We start from the raw sequence: 18,825 nt of genomic DNA, 5'->3' as shown, positions 1-18,825 counted from the left end.
CTCCGGCGCCAACGGTGAGGGCAGCTCAGCGAGCTGTTGGATCTTGGTGGACGGTCAGCCGACTGTGGACAACGTCGTCACCCACACGAGTGTGGTGCGGTGACCGTTTGCCGGCTGTCAGCCGCCGGGAAGCTCCAGGTCGCTCTTGTTCAACTCCTCGATGTTCACGTCCTTGAACGTCAACACGCGCACCTGCTTCACGAAACGGGCCGGCCGGTACATGTCCCAGACCCAGGCATCGGCCATGGAGACCTCGAAGAACACCTCACCCTGGACCGAGTGCACTTCCATCTCGTAGTCGTTGGTCAGGTAGAAACGCCGCTCGGTCTCGATCACGTATTTGAACAGGCCGACGACATCGCGGTACTCCCGGTAGAGCTTGAGCTCCATCTCGGTCTCGTACTTCTCGAGGTCCTCGGCGCTCATGGCATGTTCCCCTTCAGCCGTGCGGTCCCACCATTGTGCGCCAGTCCCGTGCGCCCCTAGACGATTTCGGTGTCCAGGGTCACCGGCCCGGCGGGGGGCCCTTCGTCGAGCAGCGTGCGCAGCAGCCCGGCGAGTCTGGTCGGATACACCGTCTCATGTGCCCGGGTCAGTTCCTGACACGTCCACCAGCGCGCTCCGGCGACACTGCGGCGCTCCAGTTCGGTCAGGCCCACGGCCTCGGTCGCGGTCTGTGTGGTGCGGGCCAGGTAGTACCACTCGTCCTGGTCCCAGCGGCGGCCCGCGAAGGGGAAGGAGCACCTGCGCCGCCACAGCACCGGGCCGAGCTCGATGTCGGTGATGCCGGTCTCCTCCACGAGTTCCCGCCGCGCGGCCTGCTCGCGGGTCTCGTCGCCCTCCACGCCGCCGCCGGGGGTGAACCACCAGTCGTCGGCCGGATCGTCCGGTTCGTGCCCGTGCAGGAGCAGGATGCGGTCGTCGGGGTCGAGCAGCACCACCCGGGCGACCCTGCGCAAGCCGCCCTCGTAGGAGTCGTGCCCGGCCGGCGTCGGCTCAGCGGGCACCGGTGGGCCCCGTCCCCTTCCGCGCACGGGAGGCCGCGGCCCTCTTGGCGAAGGGACCGTACGCGGCGCCGGCGAGGATCAGCACCGCCCCGGCGATCACCAGCGCGACGACCGTCCGCAGCGGGCCGGGCGAGGAGAGCTCGCCCAGCGTCCGGAACCCGGTCGGACGCTCCAGCATGCCGTCCATCGGCCAGACCACGGCGTCGACGCGGGCGTCCACGGCACCGCGCGACACGGTCCCGCCGGCGGCGTCCGTGAGGTGGGCGGTGGAGTCCACGGAGTTGTCGCGCTCGTCGCCGAGCAGGAACAGGCGGCCCTCGGGGACGGTCACGGTCGGGAAGTCGGTGATCTCGGCCGGCGTGCCGGCGAGCAGGTACGGCTCATCGATCACCTTGCCGTTGACCTTGAGCTTGCCCTCCTGGCAGCAGGAGACGACGTCCCCGCCGACGGCGACGACCCGCTTGACCATCGGGGCGTCGGCCCAGGTCGCGTCCTTGAAGACGACGACGTCGCCGCGGCGGACGTCGGTGCCGTCGACGCGCTGTGCCAGGACCCGGTCCCCGGCGTCGATCGTGGGCGTCATCGAGCTGGTCGGCACGGTGTAGGGCCGGTAGACGACCGCACCCCAGGCGAAACCGCCGAGGAACAGCACCAGGCCCAGCGCCACGGCGAGGCCGGACAGCCGCTGTCCGGTCCGGCCACCGACCGGGCCCCTGTTCGCTCCGCCGTCACGCGGGGCCGTACGTGTCGTGCTCTCGCCACCCATGGATCCGCACCTTACCCGGCGGTACCGGAACGGGGCAGCCCCTCCCGGAGACCCGGAAGGGGCTGGCAGGGCTGCCTCCGTGAGACGGGCCGCACCCTGCGGCGACAGGCGTACGGCCCGGGGGTCTCAGCGGGTCTCGGCGGGAGCGGTACGCCTGCGCCGCCACCAGACGACCGGCACGATCCCGGCCAGGGCCAGGCCCTGGGGCGCGGCCGACAGCGCGGCGGCGGCCGACGACCGGGCCTGCAGACCGTCCTGGTCGAAGGTGTCGGGCACCGGCAGGGTGTCCCAGCGGTTCATCGGCCAGGCGATCACGATGGCGCGGCCGACGACCTCCTTCACCGGCACCATGCCGCCGTGCTTGTCCGACTGGTTGTACCGGGAGTCCCGGGAGTTCTGCCGGTGGTCGCCCATGACCCAGAGGGAACCCTCGGGCACCTTGACCTTGAACTGGCCGCCCTGGTCGTCGACGCTGCACGGCGTGTTGCCGGGGTAGACGTACGGCTCGTTCAGCGCCTTGCCGTTGACCTTGAGCGGCCCGGTCTTGCTGCACTCGACGGTGTCGCCGCCGACGCCGATGACGCGCTTGATCAGGTCCTTCTCGTCCGCGGACGGCATCAGGCCGATCCAGCTGAGGACCGTCTGCAACGCGTTCGGGTCGGGGGTGGGCTCGCCCGCCAGCCAGTCGTCCGGGTCGTGGAAGACGACGACCTCGCCGCGCTCGGGCTCGGAACCGAACCAGGGGGTGAGCTTGTCGACCAGGACGCGGTCATTGATCGTGAGCGTGTTCTGCATCGAGGCGGACGGGATCGAGAACGCCTGCACCAGGAACGTCTTGATCAGCAGCGCGAGTACCAGTGCGATGCCGATCAGGATCGGCAGCTCCTTCCAGAAGGAGCGCTGCTTCTTCTGCTCGGGCGGTGCCGCGGCGGGTGTCCCGCCCACTCCCTCGTCCTGGGGCCCGCTGTGTTCGTCCGTCACCCTGCCGTCCTCGGTCCCGGAGTCGTGCCCGGAGGCCGGGGCGCCGTCCGCGGCCGGGACGGCTGTCTCCACGGGGTGTCCGCGGTTCTCCTCGCCGTCGTGTCCGGACCGTGCGCCAACCGCCACATCCCCCACGCCAACTCCTCACTCTCTGCCACCGCCTGCCCCGTACACGGTGCAGGCCCACCACTCCCATAACGAGCGGGAGTTCCGCAGGGGTCGGGAGTTGAATCATCGCGTTCGGATCGTCGGGGGCAACCCTATGCGACAGCCGGGGGGCGGCGGTCGAACCGGAGGCCGAGTCGGACACGGACGCGTACGTTTTCGGTTCGTCCAGGGTGGTCCAGTGGCCGAAGGGCCAGGCGATCACCATGGCGCGCCCCACGACCTCCTCCTCGGAGACCGTGCCGAAGTCGGTGTCCTGGTGGAAACGGGAGTCGGCGGAGTTCGACCGGTGGTCGCCCATCACCCACAGCCGCCCCTCGGGGACCTCGACGTCGAAGGGTGTCGTGGAGGGCCTGTCGCCGGGATACAGGTAGTCCTCGGTCAGGGGGACGCCGTTGACGGTGACCCGGCCCTGGGTGTCACAGCACTTGACCCGGTCCCCGCCCACTCCGACGACCCGCTTGATGAGGTCCTTCTCGTCGTCGGACGGCAGCAGGCCGATGAAGGCGAGGCCCTCCTTGACCTGCTTGATGACGACGGGGTCGTCCTTCTGCGTGGTCTGCTCGCCCCGGAGCCACCCTCCGGGGTCCCGGAACACGACGACGTCCCCGCGCTGCGGCTCGGAGCCGAACCAGGGCGTGAACTTGTCCACCAGGACACGGTCGCCGATCCGGATCGTCTGCTCCATGGAGCCCGAGGGGATCACGAAGGCCTGGACGAGGAAGGTCTTCAGCACCAGCGCTATCAGGACGGCGACGCCCACGAGGAGGGGTATCTCCTTGACCGCACTGCGCCTGCGACGCCGCTTCACCTTGCGCTGGAGCTTGCGCCGCTCGGCACGCGACCGGCCGCCGGACGGCGGGTTCGCGCGCCGGGAGCCGGTGGGCAGCAGGTTCTCCGCGGGGCTGCTGGCCGCCCCACGCGGTTTGCCCCGGTTACCCATCGACGCCCTTGGCCTGCTCGGACGGGCGTGCGCCAGGAGCCGGCTCGCCCGTGCCCGGGGCCGGTCCGGTCGTCGCCGGGGCCGGATCCTCCGCGGCCGGGGCCGGCCCGGTCGTCGCCGGGGCCGACTCGTCCGCGTCCGGTACGCGTGCGTAGGCGTCGGGACGGTCGAGGTGCGTGGCATGGGAGAAGGGCCAGACGATCCAGTCGGCGCGGCCGATCACCTCGTCGACCGGGACCATGCCGCCGCCCGGCGAGCCGAGGTGGTCGCGGGAGTCGCTGGAGTCGGCACGGTGGTCGCCGAGGACGAACAGGGCGCCGTCCGGGACCACGACGTCGAAGGGCACCGTGGACGGACGGTCCCCGGGGTACAGGAACGCCGACTCGTCGACCGACTGGCCGTTCACCTGGACTCTCCCCTCCCGGTCGCAGCACACCACATGGTCCCCGCCCACACCGACAACGCGTTTGATGTAGTCGCCGTGCCCGAAGAGCCCGGTGCCGTCGAAGACGACGATGTCGCCCCGCCGCGGCCCGCCATCGAAACGGTACGCCAACTTGTTTACGAGAACCCGGTCCCCGATCCTCAATCCGCGCTCCATGGAACCGCTGGGGATCTGGAACGGCTGGAGGACGAAGGTGCTGAGCAGCAGCAGGAACAGCAGCAGCGTCAGCAGGGTCACGGTGATCCGGCCGCCCGGCACCCAGTCCGTGAGCCGGCCCGCGAACGCGGAACGCGACCGTTCCTCCGGTCCCTCCGGTTCCGAGGGCTGCTCGGAGTCGGAAGAACGGGAGGAGCGGTCGCGCTCCGTGGGCTGTGCTTCGGTGTCCATCGGGGCCAGATGCTATCCGGCCCCGGTGTGGACCCCGGAGGGCGCTCAGCTCTCGCGCTTCTCCTTGATCTTCGCGGCCTTGCCGCGCAGCTCGCGCAGGTAGTACAGCTTCGCGCGACGGACGTCACCGCGGGTGACGAGCTCGATCTTCTCCACGATCGGGGTGTGCACCGGGAAGGTGCGCTCGACGCCGACGGAGAAGGAGACCTTGCGGACCGTGAAGGTCTCGCGCACGCCGGCGCCCTGGCGGCGGATGACTACGCCCTTGAACTGCTGCACACGGGAGCGGTTGCCCTCGATGACGCGGACGTGGACGTTGACGGTGTCGCCGGGGCGGAAGGCGGGGACGTCGCTGCGCAGCGACGAGGCGTCGACGGAGTCGAGCAGGTGAGACATTGCGTCTGCTTTCTTCGCTGATGCCACAGGTCATCAACGGAAACTAGGTGTTTCGGGATCAGGGTCGTGCGGGTCGGGACGGGCGTCGTCTCCCCCTGTGGCAGGGGCGCGCTCCGGACGGACGCACAACAGCGGCCTATTCTTCCACGCCCGGGGTCCTGCGCCAAAATCGGCCGTACGGCTCTCCCGCCGGGTCGGGCTCCCAGCCCAGGATGGAGAGCATCTCCCGGTCCTTCTTGTCGAAGGCCTTCGGATCGCACCGCTCGATCAGGTCGGGCCGGTTCGCCGTGGTGCGCCGCAGGGCCTCGTCGCGGCGCCAGCGGGCGATCTTCCCGTGGTGCCCGCTGAGCAGCACGTCGGGGATGCCGCGCCCGCGCCACTGCGGCGGCTTGGTGTGGACGGGGCCCTCCAGCAGGCTGGCCATCGCACCGGGGGCGAAGGAGTCGTCCCGGTGGGACTCCGCGTTGCCCAGGACGCCGGGCAGCAGCCGCGCCACGGCCTCGGTGACGACGAGTACGGCGGCCTCGCCACCGGCCAGGACGTAGTCGCCGATGGACACCTCGTACACGGGCATCCTGGTCGCGTACTCGTCGATCACGCGGCGGTCGATGCCCTCGTAACGGGCGGGCGTGAAGATCAGCCAGGGGCGCTCGGAGAGCTGGACGGCGAGGTCCTGGGTGAAGGGCCGGCCGCTGGGCGTGGGCACGATCAGGGCGGGTCCGCCGGAGCCCGTCTCGTAGCCGTCGGCCAGGACGGAGTCGAGTGCGTCGCCCCACGGCTCGGTCTTCATCACCATGCCGGGGCCGCCGCCGTACGGGGTGTCGTCGACGGTGTTGTGGCGGTCGTACGTCCAGTCGCGCAGGTCGTGCACGTGGACGTTCAGCTGCCCCCGCGCGCGTGCCTTGCCGACGAGGGAGACGTTCAGCGGTTCCAGGTACTCGGGGAAGATCGTGACGACGTCGAGCCGCATCACGCCTCGTCCCCGGCCGTGTTCTCGGCGTCCCGCGCGGAGGCGACCTCCGCGCGGTCGTCGATCAGGCCGGGCGGCGGGTCGATGACCGCGCGCTGCTCGTCCAGGTCGATCTCGGTGACGATCTCGGAGACGAACGGCACGTAGACCTCGCTGCCGTCGGCGCGCTCCACGACGAACAGGTCCTGCGTGGGCAGGTGGGAGATCTCGGTGATCCGGCCGACCTCCGTGCCGTCCTCGGTCACCACGTCGAGGTCGATCAGCTGGTGGTCGTAGTACTCGTCCTCGTCCTCCGGCCGCTCCTCGGGGTCGACCTCGGCGATCAGGAGGGTGTTGCGCAGCGCCTCGGCCCCGGTGCGGTCGTGCACACCGGCGAAGCGCAGCAGGAGGCGGCCGCTGTGGACCCGGCCGGTCTCGATGGTGAGCGGTCCGGTGGAGGCGGGGTCGGTGGCCAGTACGGCACCGGGGCCGAGCCGCAGTTCCGGCTCGTCGGTGCGGACCTCCACGGTGACCTCGCCCTTGATGCCATGGGCGCGGCCGATGCGCGCGACTACCAGCTGCACTGTGCTTGCTTCTCCTGTCGGAACTACGACCGAGACCCACGGCCGAAACCATGGTCCGGGACTACGACGAGTCGGTCACGGCTCACAACGACTGCGGGCCGGGGACGGCCGGTGGCCCTCCCCGGCCCGAGCCGGTGCTGCGTTTGACGTCAGCGGACGTGGTCGACGTCGACGAGGTCGACGCGGACACCACGGCCGCCGATGGCGCCCACGACGGTGCGCAGAGCGCGCGCGGTGCGACCGTTGCGGCCGATCACCTTGCCGAGGTCGTCGGGGTGGACCCGGACCTCGAGCACGCGCCCGCGACGCAGGTTGCGCGAGGCGACCTGCACATCGTCAGGATTGTCGACGATGCCCTTCACGAGGTGCTCGAGAGCCTCCTCGAGCATGCTCAGGCCTCGGTCGACTCGGACGAGGCCGCGGCCTCGTCCTTCTTCTCGGCCTTCTTCTTCTGGGTGATGGCCTCACCCTTGCCGTCGTCCTCGCCGCCGAACGCCTCGAAGGACGGACGGGCCGGCTTCTCGGCGGCCACGAGCAGCGGGGCCGGGGCGGGCTCGCCCTTGAACTTCTGCCAGTCGCCGGTCTTCTTCAGGATGGCGAGCACGGGCTCGGTCGGCTGGGCGCCGACACCGAGCCAGTACGCGACACGCTCGGCGTCGACCTCCATCACCGACGGGTTGTACGTCGGGTGGTACTTGCCGATCTCCTCGATGGCCCGGCCGTCACGGCGGGTACGGGAGTCGGCGACGACGATGCGGTAGTGAGGCGAACGGATCTTGCCCAGACGCTTCAGCTTGATCTTGACTGCCACGGGAGTGGGTTCTCCTGGATTTGACGTGGGTGGGCACGGCGAGAGAGCCGCGTGGGGTTGCGGTACCCGAGTGCCCGATGGACGCGTCAGCCGGAGGAGAGAGGGGTCCTGTGCGACTGTCGAGTACAGCTGACCATTGTGCCACACGCGGGCGTGCCCTTCGGACCGAGGGCGGACCGAGGGCACCGCGCCCGGATCCGGCCGCCACGAGCAGCCGGATCCTCAGCTCGCCACCGCGCCGACCACCTCCGGAATCCGGAACGGCTTGCCGCAGCCGCCGCACATGATCGGGGCCTGGGCCAGGACGGACGGGACGACCCGGACGTTGCGTCCGCAGTCGCAGACCGCCTTCACCCGCACCCCTCCTCCGGAGGAGCCGTGGCGTGCGGCCGGCCCGCGGAAGCTGCGGGCCGAATCGGTCGCGGTCGCGGCGGTGTGGGCCTTCAGCGCACGCTGGAGGCGTTCGATCGTCGGGCGGTAGCGGCGCTTCGCCTCGGGGGTGAGCGTGACCAGCGAGAAGCCACTGCTGGGATGCGGCTCCTCGGGGTGGTCGAGGCCCAACTCCTCGGCGATCGCAAGGAAACGACGGTTGTGATAACGCCCCGCGCGGGAGGTGTCGCGTACTCCGCGCGCGGCGGCGATGCCGTGGACTGCCTCATGGAGCAGTCGCTCGAAGGAGAGCTCGTGCCCGCAGGCGGACGACGACTCTCCGATCAGGGACTCGGGCGCGGCAAGATCGGGCAGCTCGGTGTGGTGCCGCTGAATGTCGGCCCACGCCTGCGCCAGCTCTGCGGCGAGAACAGGTGGTGTCGTGCTCACGTAATGACAACGAGCCGGGGTGCCGCTGTGTTCCTATTCCGGGGCATCCCAAATAATTTGCACGTACCCGTCAGTTGCCGCTGATGCGTCCCGACGAGGGCGGGTGCGCTGATCTGCGGAGAAGCCTCACAGCTCGTACCAAGCTGGTGCGTAGTCCGACGTACGCGCCGGCGCGTAGAGCCCGTCCACGCGCCGGGGGCGTGGGGCCGCCCGATGCGCAAGGGGCGTTTCGGTCGCTGTGCCACCGGAGGGGCGCCACCCGATCGGGCGCCTCGACGGATGCGAGGTTACCGGGCGTGCCCTCGGCGTGCGGTACCGCCCCTCCCCCTGCCGGTTTCCGTCACCGGGAGGCGGTCGCCGAGCCCGGCGACCTTGGCCGGAACCGCATCCTCCGCCTCGTCGCGACCCGCTGTCATCGCCGAGCGCCCCGATCAGGCCATCCGACGAAGGGGTCACCCGCGTGCTACCGCGGGTACCGCGCGGCCAGGCCCACATTGCGGGGAAGTGAAATCTCGCCACTGTGGCGGGCACCGGGCAAACCGGCGCCCGCTACCACTGGACGCCACGGCGAGCCCGGAGTTTCCTGGCATACGGGGGGAGTGCGAGCGCACTGCACGGGGGCCACCGAATCCGGCACAGCGGCAACACTCGGCGATTGGGGCGCTTTCCTATGACACCTACGCTCGTGCGGCAGCACTCATCTCACGCGGGGGCAACGCCCCGCGTGGACCTGCGTGCACGCGCGCGTGACTGGTCCGAGATACAGGAGCGGATGCTCGTACCGCTCTACGAGGCCGTCTACGAGCGACTGGACGTGGGCGGCGGCACCAGGATGCTCGGGCTGGGCTGCGGGTCCGGGCTGGCTCTGCTGATGGCCGCCTCGCGCGGTGCCTCGGTGACCGGTGTCGAGTCGCGCTTCCCGGAGCGCGTCGACCTGGCACGGCAGCGGTTGCTGCCCGAGGCGCCCGGGGGCCGGGACGCACGCGCGCGTGCGGACGCCGCCCGGGTCGTCGAGGGCGCGCCCCGGGACGCGGCGGACCCGTCGGCTCCGGCGTTCACCCTGGTGACCGCCTTCGAGCCCATCGGGTGCCTGGCGGGCGACTCGGAGGGGCTGGGCGAGCTGCTCGCGCAGACCGTGCCGCTGGCCGGGCGCGGGGCGGCCGTGGTGCTGGCCGGCTGGGGCCCGCCGGAGCGGTGCGCGACGACGTCGGTGCTGCGGGTGGCCACCAAGCTCGCGGACCCGTTGCGCGGCGCGGGCAGCTGGCGCCCCGCCCTGCGCGACGACCTGGAGGAGGTCGCCCAGCGCGCCGGGCTCAGGCCGGACGGCTCGGGGCGGGTGGCGTGCCCCTTCGGGTACGGCGGCGTCGACAGCGCGGTGCGCGGACTGCTGTCGACCGGTCTGTTCGACGCGGCGATCGCGGCGACCGACCAGGAGCAGGTCGACAAGGAACTCTCGGAGGCTCTGCATCCGCACCAGCGGTCGGACGGGACCGTGTGGATGCCGAACGTGTTCCGGTACCTGATCGCCCGGACGATCTGACCACCCGATCACCCGACGACCCGACGAACGGTTCCGGCCGGACCCGCCCGGCCTGCGCGGCACCTGAAGGGCTTCCCGCGGTGCCGGTGTGCATCGTGTGCGCAATCCCGGCCAGGGCTTCCGTGGTCGCTCCCGGTGGATCCCGGCGCTCTACTCTGATCCACCGTCCCGGGGAACGAACACATCTGCGTACAGGAGCCCGTAGTGCACCACAAGAGCCCGTTGCGCCTCGCCGCGCCCGTCGCCGTCCTCGCCCTGGCCCTCACCGCGTGCGGGGACGGGGCCGGCGAGGACGCCGGCCCGAAGAGTGCGGCCGGCCCGGAGGCCCCGGCCTCTCCCCCGCGCGCGGCGTCGGGCGGCGACGTGGCGACGGGCGAGGCCGTGACGGGGAAGGTCGCGGAGGAACCCGGCGAGGTCACCTACGAGGTCGTGGCGCGGAAGGTGGACGTGGGCACGGAGGCGGAGGCCGCCGGGGCGGTGGCGGACGCGGCGGACGCGAAGGGCAAGGTGCCGGCGGTCGCGCACGTCACGTACACGCATCGAGGCGGCCCGGCCCTCACCGGGGGCTCCGAGGTCCACGACGCCACCGCGGTCTTCGCCGACGGGCAGCGCGGCGCCGTCCTCGTCGGCGCCCCGGACGACGCCCCGGGCTGCGAGGACCCGTACGACGTGAAGAGCTGGAGGCAGGGCGAGCGCCACGTCTTCTGCGAGACCTACCTGATCCCCGCGGACGCCACGAGCGTGGAGGTGCACTGGTCGGAGGAGGACGGCGGGCCCTGGGTCTGGAAGTTCCCGCGCGCGTAAGCGGTCCCCCGCGAGCGGCGGCCGACCGCGCTCACGCTCCGGGACGTCCCTGGCCGACCGCGCTCACGCCTCCAGGACGTCCCTGGCCGACCGTGTGATCCCGGCGATCCGGTACGCGTCCGCCTCCTCCAGCGTCTCGTCGGCCAGCAGCGCCTCGGCCAGCGCGTCGAGCTGTGCGCGGTGGTCGCGCAGCTTGCGCACGGCCTCCGCGTAGCACTCGTCGACGACCCGCCGCATCTCGCCGTCGATGGCGTCGAGGGTCCCCGGGGCGGCGGCGAGGCCGTAGGCCTGCTGGGCGTCGCCGGGGAGTGCGGAGAGCCGGCCGACCCGTTCGCTCATGCCCCAGCGGCCGACCATGCCGCGCGCGATCCGGGTGACCTGTTCGAGGTCGCTCTCCGAGCCGGTGGTGATCACGTCATACACCACCTGCTCGGCCGCCATGCCACCGAGCGCGCCGATGATCCGTCCGCGCAGGTACTCCTCCGTGTACGCGTACTTGTCCGAGTCCGGCGTGGAGAGCGTCACCCCGAGCGCCCGTCCGCGCGGCACGATGGTGATCTTGCGAACGGGGTCGGCGCCCGGTTGCAGCATGCCCAGCAGGGCGTGTCCGCTCTCGTGGTAGGCGGTGCGCCGGCGTTCCTCCTCGGGCATCACCAGGGGGCGTTCGGCGCCCAGCTGGACCTTCTCCAGGGCCTCGGAGAGGTTCGCCTGCGTCACCCGGTCCTGCTTCCGCTTGACCGCCAGCAGTGCGGCCTCGTTGGCCAGGTTGGCGAGTTCGGCGCCGGTCATGCCCGGGGTCGTGCGGGCCACCTGGGTCAGGTCGACGTCCGGGGCGAGCGGGATCTCGCGGGTGTGGATCTCCAGGATCGCCTTGCGGCCGCCCCGGTCCGGCGGCGAGACGTTGACCAGGCGGTCGAAGCGGCCGGGCCGGGTCAGGGCCGGGTCCAGGATGTCGGCGCGGTTGGTGGCGGCGATGACGATCACGCCCTCGGCGCCGGAGAAGCCGTCCATCTCCGTGAGGATCTGGTTCAGGGTCTGCTCGCGCTCGTCGTGGCCGCCCATGCCGGAGCCGCCGCCCCTCGCGCGGCCGATGGTGTCGATCTCGTCGATGAAGATGATCGACGGTGCCACCTTGCGCGCCTCGGCGAACAGCTCCCGCACCCGGGAGGCGCCCACGCCCACGATCATCTCGATGAACTCGGACGCCGACGCGGAGAAGAACGGCACCCCCGCCTCCCCGGCGACCGCGCGCGCGAGGAGGGTCTTCCCGGTGCCGGGCGGGCCGGACAGCAGGACGCCCCGGGGCATCTTGGCGCCCATGCGGCGGTACGCGTCGGGGTTCTTCAGGAAGTCGACGACGTCGCTGAGCTCACCCTCGACCTCGTCGATCCCTGCCACGTCGGCGAAGGTCGTGCGCGGCTCGCCGGCCTCCAGCTCGACCGGCTTGGGCGGCGCCTTGCGGCCGAGCATGCCGCCGGCGCCACCGCCGAGAGCGCCCCTCATACGCCGCGCGATGAAGATCCACAGCACCACCAGGAGCAGCATCGGGGCCAGTGCGATCAGAAGATTGACCAGGAAGCTGCGCTGCTGGACGACGGGTTCGGCCGTGACGGTGACGCCGTGCTCGGTCAGGTCGTCCCAGAGCCGGTCGTCGGCGAAGGTCGGCCGCTCGGTGGTGAACTTGGTGTAGCTCCCGTCGCCCTCGGGATTGTCCCGGGCCTTCTTCAGCTGGCCCTGGATCGCGTCGCCCTTGGCGTAGATCTTGCTGACGTTGCCCTCGTCGACCTGCTTGCTGAACTCCGTGTAGGAGATGGTCGGCTCGTCGCCCTCGTTGAAGAAGGAGAGCACGAGGTTGGCGATGAGGTAGACGATCAGCGCGGCCAGGGCCAGGTTCCACCAGCCGCCGCGCATCCGTCTGCCGGGCGGCGGCTTGGGCGGCTCGTCGGGCGTGCCCTCGGTGCGCCAGGGCGGCTCGGGGGCCTTGCGCGGCGGGGACGGGTTGGTCATATCCGGACGTTACGACAGGAAAGCCGCGCAGGCATGTGGGTGTACGGCGCCGTACGACGCCGGGGGCGCCCCGCGCTTCTTCGCGCGGGACGCCCCCGGTGCCGTACGGGCCCAGGCGTCAGCCCATGAACTTCTTGAACTCGTCCGGCAGCTCGAAGTCCTGGCCGCCCTGCTGGGGCAGTCCGAAGGCGCCGCCGTTCTGCGCGGCGGCGGCGCGGCGGGCGGCCTCCTCCTGCTCCTGCTGCTTGCGCTTCATCGGGTTGCCGGAGCGCTGCTTGCCCTTGGTCTTCTTCTGCTGCTTCTTCTGCCGGCCGGGGCCGCCGCCCATGCCCGGCATCCCCGGCATGCCGGGCATACCGCCGCCCTGGGCCATGCGGGACATCATCTTGCGGGCCTCGAAGAACCGTTCGACCAGGCCCTTCACCGCGCTGACGTCGACGCCGGAGCCCTTGGCGATACGGGCGCGGCGCGAGCCGTTGATGATCGTCGGCTCCTGGCGCTCGGCCGGGGTCATCGACTTGATGATGGCGGCCGTGCGGTCGACGTCGCGCTCGTCGAGGTTGTTGATCTGGTCCTTCATCTGGCCCATGCCCGGGAGCATGCCGAGCAGCTTGCTGATGCTGCCCATCTTCCGGACCTGCTCCATCTGGGCCAGGAAGTCGTCCAGGGTGAAGTCCTGGCCCTTCTTGGACGCCAGCTTGGAGGCCATCTTCTCGGCCTCTTCCTGGCTGAACGTCTTCTCCGCCTGCTCGATCAGGGTGAGCAGGTCACCCATGTCGAGGATGCGGGAGGCCATCCGGTCAGGGTGGAAGGCGTCGAAGTCCTCGAGCTTCTCGCCGTTGGACGCGAACATGATCGGCTTGCCGGTCACCGAGGCGATCGACAGGGCCGCACCACCGCGGGCGTCACCGTCGAGCTTGGAGAGCACCACGCCGTCGAAGCCGACGCCGTCGCGGAAGGACTCGGCGGTGTTGACCGCGTCCTGACCGATCATGGCGTCGACGACGAAGAGGATCTCGTCGGGGCTGACCGCGTCGCGGATGTCCGCGGCCTGCTGCATCAGCTCCTGGTCGATGCCCAGGCGGCCGGCGGTGTCGACGATGACCAGGTCGTGGACCTTGGCCTTGGCGAACTCGATGGAGTCCTTGGCGACCTTGACCGGGTCACCCACGCCGTTGCCCGGCTCGGGCGCGTAGACCGCCACGCCGGCGCGCTCGGCGACGACGCTGAGCTGGTTGACGGCGTTCGGGCGCTGGAGGTCACAGGCGACCAGGAGCGGCGAGTGGCCCTGCTCCTTGAGCCACCGGCCCAGCTTGCCCGCGAGGGTGGTCTTACCGGCACCCTGGAGACCGGCCAGCATGATCACGGTCGGGGGCTGCTTGGCGAAGCGCAGGCGGCGGGTCTCGCCGCCGAGGATGCCGACCAGTTCCTCGTTGACGATCTTGACGATCTGTTGCGCGGGATTCAGCGCCTTGGAGACCTCGGCGCCCAGGGAGCGCTCCTTGACCTTCTTGATGAAGGCACGCACGACGGGCAGGGCGACGTCGGCTTCGAGGAGCGCGATGCGGATCTCGCGGGCCGTGGCGTCGATGTCCGCCTCGGTCAGCCGTCCTTTGCCCCGGAGGGATTTGAAGGTGGCTGACAGGCGGTCGGAGAGAGTATCGAACACGGCGGCGTAGGTCCTCGCGTCGGCGTTGGTGTGGGTCGCCCTCCAGGGTATCCGGCCTGGCAAGCAAAGTGTCCCTGCCCGCTACGGGGAGCGGACAGGGACCAGAACCCCGCGTGTGCGGGGAGCACGCCTTGACCGTCTTCAGCACTTGCTGAGCCGGCGGACCATCCCCGCACGAGCGGGGAGCATGTCCGATCAACGCACACCATGACCGCAAGGTCACGCCCGCAGCGCCTCCTCCAGCGCCCGCGCCACGTCCCCCGCCTCCTCCCCCGGCAGCCGCGCGCCCTCCGGGCCGGTGACGTAGAAGGCGTCCACGGCGTTGGAGCCCAGCGTCGAGGCGTGCGCGCTGCGCACCCGCACCCCCGCCGCCTCCAGCGCCCGCCCGAGCCGGAACAGCAGCCCCGGCGCGTCCTGGGCGCGGACCTCGATCACGGTGGCCAGCCGGGACGCGGCCGGGGCGACCGTCACCCGGGGCGGGGGCGGCTCCACGCCCCGGCGCCGGGGGTAGGCGGCGTCCCGTTCGGCGAGCCGGCCGGCGATGTCCAGGGTGCCGTCCAGGGCCCTGACCAGGTCGGCGCGCAGGCGGGTGGCCTGGGGCAGGGAGCCGTACTCGGCGGCGACGCGCCAGTCCAGCAGCAGGACGGAGCCCTCGACGCCGTCCGGCAGGGGGAGGGACCGCAGCTCGGCGGTGCGGACGGTCAGCCGGTGCATGGCCAGGACCCCGGCCACCGCGGGGAGCACGCCCGTCTGGTCGGGTACCGCGATCAGCAGCTCCACGCCGAGCGGCTCCGGGTCGTCCCCCGGCCCTGGGGCGGTGGGCGGCTCGGTCTGGGCACGCAGGGCCAGGACCGGTCCGCCGGTGCGGAAGGCCTCGACGGCGAGCCGCTCCTGCTCGGCGGTGGGCGCGGCGGCCTCGGGCTCCTCCAGCGGGTCCCCCGCCAGCACCGCCGAGACGCGCTTCACCAGGTCGGCGACGAGGGAGCCGCGCCAGGACGACCAGGCGGCAGGCCCGGTGGCCAGCGCGTCCGCCTCCGTCAGGGCGTGCAGCAACTCCAGGGTGTGCTCGGTGCCGACCGCCTCGGCGACCGCCCGCACGGTCGCCGGGTCGTCCAGGTCCCGCCGGGTGGCGGTCTCGACGAGCAGCAGGTGGTGGCGTACGAGGGTGGCGAGGACGGCCGCGTCCGCGCGGTCGAAGCCGATGCGGGCGGCCACGTCCCGCGCGATGGTCTCGCCGGCCACGGAGTGGTCGCCGGGCCAGCCCTTGCCGATGTCGTGCAGCAGCGCGGCGACCAGCAGCAGGTCGGGCCGGTGGACACGGCGGGTGAAGCCGGCGGCGCGCACCGCGGTCTCGATCAGGTGCCGGTCGACGGTCCACAGGTGCACGGCGTTGCGCTGGGGACGGCAGCGCACCCGCTCCCAGTCGGGCAGGAGCCGGGTGATCAGCCCCTCGGCCTCCAGCGCCTCCCAGACCTGCACCGTGGGCCGGCCCGAGCCGAGCAGGGTCACCAGCTGCTCGCGCGCCTCGGCGGGCCAGGGCGCGGGCAGCGGGCGTGCGGTGGCCGCGAGGCGTCGCACGGCGTGCAGGGAGAGCGGGAGCCCGGCCTGCGCGGCGGCGGCCGCGGCCCGCAGCGGGAGCACGGGATCGCGTTCGGGTCGTGCGGTGCGGGCGAGCACCACCTCGCCGTCCTGCTCGACGACGCCCTCGGCGAGCGGGGAACGCTCGGGCGCGGGCTTCCCTCCGCCCAGCATGGCGCGGAGCCTGGGCCGCCCGGACCGCGCACGCAGGACACGCCCCACCTCGCGCCAGGTGACGTCGCCGGCGTAGGAGATGACGCGCGCCGCCTCGTACACCTGCCGGAGCAGGGCGTCGGCGTCCAGCAGGCCGAGCTCGGCGGCCACCTGGTCCTGCTCCTGGAGGGCCAGGCGGTCGGTCGCCCGCCCCGTCGCCAGGTGCAGCGCGTCCCGTACGTCGAGCAGTCGGCGCCGGGCGTCGGCGAGACCCTCGCGCGGGGCGTCGGCCAGCCAGGAGGCGGCGACCGCGCGCAGGGCGGTGGCGTCGCGCAGACCGCCCCGGGCCTCCTTGAGGTCGGGCTCCAGCAGGTACTGCAGCTCGCCCTGGCGTTCGGCGCGCTGCGCGCACAGGTCCCGGAGCTCGGGGAGGCGCCTGGGGGCCTGGTTGCGCCAGTCGGCGAGGACGGCCGTACGCAGTCCGGCGGTCAGGCCCGCGTCGCCGGCGAGGTGGCGGGCGTCGAGGAGACCGAGCTGGACCTTCAGGTCCTCGCCCGCCGTCTTCCGGGCCTGGGCCGGCGTGCGCACGGAGTGGTCCAGGGCGAGGCCGAGGTCCCAGACCGGGTACCAGAGACGGTCGGCCAGGGCGGCGACCGCCTTCTCGTCGCCGCCGTCGTGCAGCAGGAGCAGGTCCAGGTCGCTGCGCGGGGACAGCTCGCCCCGGCCGTAGCCGCCGACGGCGACCAGGGCGACGCCCCGGGCCGGACCGCCCGCCGCGGCGACGAGGCCGGACAGCCAGTCGTCCGTCAGTCCGGCGAGGGCGGAACGGCGCGGCGGCCCGGGCCGCGCCCCCTCGGTGAGGAGGCGCAGCCGGGCCGCCGCGTAGCCGCTGGGTCCCGAGTCCTCTGCTTCTTTCGTCACGTCCGTACCCGTCACCCGGCGACTCTCCCGTCCCGTTCCCGTGTTTGCGAGCAGCGTCAGAGCGCGTCGGGTCCGCGCTCACCGGTCCGGACGCGTACGGCCGTGTCGACCGGGACCGACCAGACCTTGCCGTCGCCGATCTTCCCGGTGCGGGCCGCCTTGACCACGACCTCGATCAGCTGCTCGGCGTCGTCGTCCTCGACGAGGACCTCGATGCGGATCTTGGGCACCAGGTCCACCGTGTACTCGGCACCGCGGTAGACCTCGGTGTGGCCGCGCTGGCGGCCGTAGCCGCTGGCCTCGGTGACGGTGAGGCCGTGGACTCCGAAGGCCTGGAGGGCCTCCTTGATCTCGTCGAGCCGGTGCGGCTTGACGACGGCGGTGATGAGCTTCATGCGTCCACCTTCTTGCTCTCGGCCGGCGCGGCCGCGGAGGCGCCCGGCGTGGCGGTCGTCCGGGCGGAACCGCCCCCGGCGCCGCTGAAGTCGTATGCGGTCTCGGCGTGCTCGGCCTGGTCGATGCCGGCCACCTCGTCGTCCTCCGGCACGCGCATGCCGATCGTCTTGTGCAGGACGAAGGCGAGGGCGGCGGAGACGATCAGAGAGTAGGCGAGCACCCCGAAGACGCCGGCGCACTGCTTCCAGAACTGGTCCAGGCCGCCGCCGTAGAAGAGGCCCTCGACGTCGGACTGGCCCTTGCCGGTGGCGAAGAAGCCGACGAGGAGGGAGCCGAGGATGCCGCCGACGAGGTGGACGCCGACCACGTCGAGGGAGTCGTCGTAGCCGAACCGGTACTTCAGGCCGACGGCCATGGCGCACAGGACACCGGCGACGACACCGACGGCGATCGCGCCGAGCGGGGAGACCGCGCCGCCCGCCGGGGTGATGGCCACCAGGCCGGAGACGGCGCCGGAGGCCGCGCCCAGCGTCGTGAAGGCGCCGTGGCGGATCTTCTCGTAGGCGAGCCAGCCGAGGACGGCCGCGCCGGTGGCGACCTGCGTGTTGACGAACATCAGCGCGCCGACGCCGTCGTCGTTGCCCAGCCACGAGCCGGCGTTGAAGCCGAACCAGCCGAACCACAGCAGGCCCGCGCCGAGCATGACCAGCGGGAGGCTGTGCGGGCGCATCGGGTCCTTCTTGAAGCCGACCCGCTTGCCGATGACCAGGATCACGCCGAGCGCCGCGGCACCGGCGTTGATGTGCACGGCGGTACCGCCGGCAAAGTCGATCACACCGAGCTCGAAGGCCCAGCCGCCGGCGCCCCAGACCCAGTGGGCGACCGGGAAGTAGACGATCGTGGCCCACAGGGCGATGAACAGCGCCCAGGCCGTGAACTTCACCCGGTCCGCGAGGGCGCCGCTGATCAGGGCGGGCGTGAGCACCGCGAACATGAGCTGGAAGACCAGGAAGACGAAGACCGGGATGGTGTAGCCGTCCCACAGCTCGGTCAGCCCGATGTTGCTGAGACCGACCCAGTCGGAGTTCCAGCCGACGATGCTGCCGGTGTCCGTGCCGAACGCCATGGAGAAGCCGTACAGCACCCACAGGACGGTGACGATGCCGAGGCTGATGAAGCTCATCATCAGCATGTTCAGGGTGCTCTTGACGCGGACCATGCCTCCGTAGAAGAAGGCCAGGGCCGGCGTCATGAGCATCACCAGGGCGGAGCAGATGAGCATGAAGCCCGTGTTGGCGGCAGAGAGCTCCGTCTCTGCGGCGAGCGTGATGGCTGGAGCCATCGGCGTCTCCTCGTCGTTGGTACGGCCCCGTGCGGGCGAAGCCTGAGCGGCATGAGGGGTGGGCCGGTTATGCGCCATGAGATTGACGCAGCGCGGTTTCGGTGGAGGCCCCTCGTTGTTTCGCCGCCGTGACGAAGGCGCTGTGCGTGTTACGCGCCGGTG

At 71.8% G+C, this 18,825-nt stretch carries 18 protein-coding genes and 1 pseudogene; 2 read left to right on the top strand and 17 right to left on the bottom strand.

Annotated elements, in window-relative coordinates:
* Positions 1 to 117: 117 nt before the first annotated feature.
* From SAM23877_RS25445 to SAM23877_RS25390, 12 genes and pseudogenes are all read right to left on the bottom strand, one after another.
* Positions 118 to 426, bottom strand: a complete 309-nt coding sequence (locus SAM23877_RS25445) for a DUF2469 domain-containing protein (RefSeq protein WP_053137715.1) — start codon at positions 424 to 426, stop codon at positions 118 to 120.
* A gap of 56 nt (positions 427 to 482) precedes the next feature.
* A complete protein-coding gene (locus SAM23877_RS25440) occupies positions 483 to 1,007 on the bottom strand; it encodes an NUDIX hydrolase (RefSeq protein WP_053137712.1) in 525 nt (174 codons plus the stop codon).
* Positions 997 to 1,773 (bottom strand): signal peptidase I, encoded by a 777-nt coding sequence (lepB, locus tag SAM23877_RS25435; RefSeq protein WP_053137710.1) that lies wholly within the window; start codon positions 1,771 to 1,773, stop codon positions 997 to 999. The genes SAM23877_RS25440 and lepB (SAM23877_RS25435) overlap by 11 nt, the downstream gene beginning before the upstream one ends.
* A 126-nt stretch (positions 1,774 to 1,899) precedes the next feature.
* Positions 1,900 to 2,889 (bottom strand): signal peptidase I, encoded by a 990-nt coding sequence (gene lepB, locus SAM23877_RS40670; protein WP_053137707.1) that lies wholly within the window; start codon positions 2,887 to 2,889, stop codon positions 1,900 to 1,902.
* Positions 2,780 to 3,862 (bottom strand): annotated as a pseudogene (lepB, locus tag SAM23877_RS37835) (signal peptidase I); the annotation flags it as partial. The pseudogene lepB (SAM23877_RS37835) and the gene lepB (SAM23877_RS40670), both read right to left, overlap by 110 nt.
* Positions 3,855 to 4,694: a signal peptidase I gene (lepB, locus tag SAM23877_RS25420; protein ID WP_053137702.1), complete on the bottom strand. Its 840-nt coding sequence runs from the start codon at positions 4,692 to 4,694 to the stop codon at positions 3,855 to 3,857. The gene lepB (SAM23877_RS25420) and the pseudogene lepB (SAM23877_RS37835), both read right to left, overlap by 8 nt.
* Positions 4,695 to 4,739: 45 nt before the next feature.
* Positions 4,740 to 5,090, bottom strand: coding sequence for a 50S ribosomal protein L19 (gene rplS / locus SAM23877_RS25415; protein ID WP_053137698.1), 351 nt, complete (start codon positions 5,088 to 5,090; stop codon positions 4,740 to 4,742).
* 136 nt (positions 5,091 to 5,226) lie between these two features.
* The gene (gene trmD / locus SAM23877_RS25410; RefSeq protein WP_053137696.1) at positions 5,227 to 6,060 is read right to left on the bottom strand and encodes a tRNA (guanosine(37)-N1)-methyltransferase TrmD; all 834 of its coding nucleotides are present in this window, start codon (positions 6,058 to 6,060) and stop codon (positions 5,227 to 5,229) included.
* Positions 6,060 to 6,623: a ribosome maturation factor RimM gene (rimM, locus tag SAM23877_RS25405; protein WP_053137694.1), complete on the bottom strand. Its 564-nt coding sequence runs from the start codon at positions 6,621 to 6,623 to the stop codon at positions 6,060 to 6,062. The genes trmD and rimM overlap by 1 nt, the downstream gene beginning before the upstream one ends.
* A gap of 149 nt (positions 6,624 to 6,772) precedes the next feature.
* Positions 6,773 to 7,012, bottom strand: a complete 240-nt coding sequence (locus SAM23877_RS25400) for an RNA-binding protein (RefSeq protein WP_003973401.1) — start codon at positions 7,010 to 7,012, stop codon at positions 6,773 to 6,775.
* A 2-nt stretch (positions 7,013 to 7,014) separates the two neighbouring features.
* Positions 7,015 to 7,434 (bottom strand): 30S ribosomal protein S16, encoded by a 420-nt coding sequence (gene rpsP / locus SAM23877_RS25395; RefSeq protein WP_053137692.1) that lies wholly within the window; start codon positions 7,432 to 7,434, stop codon positions 7,015 to 7,017.
* Between the two features lie 222 nt (positions 7,435 to 7,656).
* Positions 7,657 to 8,253: a hypothetical protein gene (locus tag SAM23877_RS25390; RefSeq protein WP_053137689.1), complete on the bottom strand. Its 597-nt coding sequence runs from the start codon at positions 8,251 to 8,253 to the stop codon at positions 7,657 to 7,659.
* Positions 8,254 to 8,923: 670 nt separating this feature from the next.
* Between SAM23877_RS25390 and SAM23877_RS25385 the strand changes: the two genes are divergently transcribed.
* The gene (locus SAM23877_RS25385) at positions 8,924 to 9,793 is read left to right on the top strand and encodes a class I SAM-dependent methyltransferase (protein WP_079030421.1); all 870 of its coding nucleotides are present in this window, start codon (positions 8,924 to 8,926) and stop codon (positions 9,791 to 9,793) included.
* A gap of 204 nt (positions 9,794 to 9,997) precedes the next feature.
* Positions 9,998 to 10,597 carry a hypothetical protein gene (locus SAM23877_RS25380; protein ID WP_244902997.1) on the top strand — a complete coding sequence of 200 codons (600 nt, stop codon included), beginning with the start codon at positions 9,998 to 10,000 and terminating at the stop codon, positions 10,595 to 10,597.
* A 63-nt stretch (positions 10,598 to 10,660) separates the two neighbouring features.
* Here SAM23877_RS25380 and ftsH read toward each other — a convergent pair whose 3' ends face one another.
* From ftsH to SAM23877_RS25355, 5 genes are all read right to left on the bottom strand, one after another.
* Positions 10,661 to 12,604, bottom strand: coding sequence for an ATP-dependent zinc metalloprotease FtsH (gene ftsH, locus SAM23877_RS25375; protein WP_053137680.1), 1,944 nt, complete (start codon positions 12,602 to 12,604; stop codon positions 10,661 to 10,663).
* 118 nt (positions 12,605 to 12,722) lie between these two features.
* Entirely contained in the window at positions 12,723 to 14,273 is a 1,551-nt protein-coding gene (gene ffh / locus SAM23877_RS25370) for a signal recognition particle protein (protein WP_053137677.1), read from the bottom strand.
* Between the two features lie 219 nt (positions 14,274 to 14,492).
* A complete protein-coding gene (locus SAM23877_RS25365) occupies positions 14,493 to 16,940 on the bottom strand; it encodes a [protein-PII] uridylyltransferase (RefSeq protein ID WP_053137673.1) in 2,448 nt (815 codons plus the stop codon).
* A gap of 41 nt (positions 16,941 to 16,981) precedes the next feature.
* A complete protein-coding gene (locus SAM23877_RS25360) occupies positions 16,982 to 17,320 on the bottom strand; it encodes a P-II family nitrogen regulator (RefSeq protein WP_019328769.1) in 339 nt (112 codons plus the stop codon).
* A complete protein-coding gene (locus tag SAM23877_RS25355) occupies positions 17,317 to 18,663 on the bottom strand; it encodes an ammonium transporter (RefSeq protein ID WP_053137669.1) in 1,347 nt (448 codons plus the stop codon). The genes SAM23877_RS25360 and SAM23877_RS25355 overlap by 4 nt, the downstream gene beginning before the upstream one ends.
* Between the last annotated feature and the right edge of the window lie 162 nt (positions 18,664 to 18,825).

Origin of the sequence: Streptomyces ambofaciens ATCC 23877 (genome assembly GCF_001267885.1) — a bacterium.
Lineage (GTDB): Bacteria > Actinomycetota > Actinomycetes > Streptomycetales > Streptomycetaceae > Streptomyces > Streptomyces ambofaciens.
This window is presented reverse-complemented; position numbering and strand designations above follow the sequence as displayed.

Bases quoted from the DNA above. Each gene is read 5' to 3' on its own strand.
- SAM23877_RS25360 (WP_019328769.1), bottom strand. From the start codon at position 17,320: ATGAAGCTCATCACCGCCGTCGTCAAGCCGCACCGGCTCGACGAGATC.
- SAM23877_RS25445 (WP_053137715.1), bottom strand. From the start codon at position 426: ATGAGCGCCGAGGACCTCGAGAAGTACGAGACCGAGATGGAGCTCAAG.
- ftsH (WP_053137680.1), bottom strand. From the start codon at position 12,604: ATGACCAACCCGTCCCCGCCGCGCAAGGCCCCCGAGCCGCCCTGGCGC.
- rplS (WP_053137698.1), bottom strand. From the start codon at position 5,090: ATGTCTCACCTGCTCGACTCCGTCGACGCCTCGTCGCTGCGCAGCGAC.
- SAM23877_RS25385 (WP_079030421.1), top strand. From the start codon at position 8,924: ATGACACCTACGCTCGTGCGGCAGCACTCATCTCACGCGGGGGCAACG.
- SAM23877_RS25355 (WP_053137669.1), bottom strand. From the start codon at position 18,663: ATGGCTCCAGCCATCACGCTCGCCGCAGAGACGGAGCTCTCTGCCGCC.
- lepB (WP_053137710.1), bottom strand. From the start codon at position 1,773: ATGGGTGGCGAGAGCACGACACGTACGGCCCCGCGTGACGGCGGAGCG.
- lepB (WP_053137702.1), bottom strand. From the start codon at position 4,694: ATGGACACCGAAGCACAGCCCACGGAGCGCGACCGCTCCTCCCGTTCT.
- trmD (WP_053137696.1), bottom strand. From the start codon at position 6,060: ATGCGGCTCGACGTCGTCACGATCTTCCCCGAGTACCTGGAACCGCTG.
- SAM23877_RS25400 (WP_003973401.1), bottom strand. From the start codon at position 7,012: ATGCTCGAGGAGGCTCTCGAGCACCTCGTGAAGGGCATCGTCGACAAT.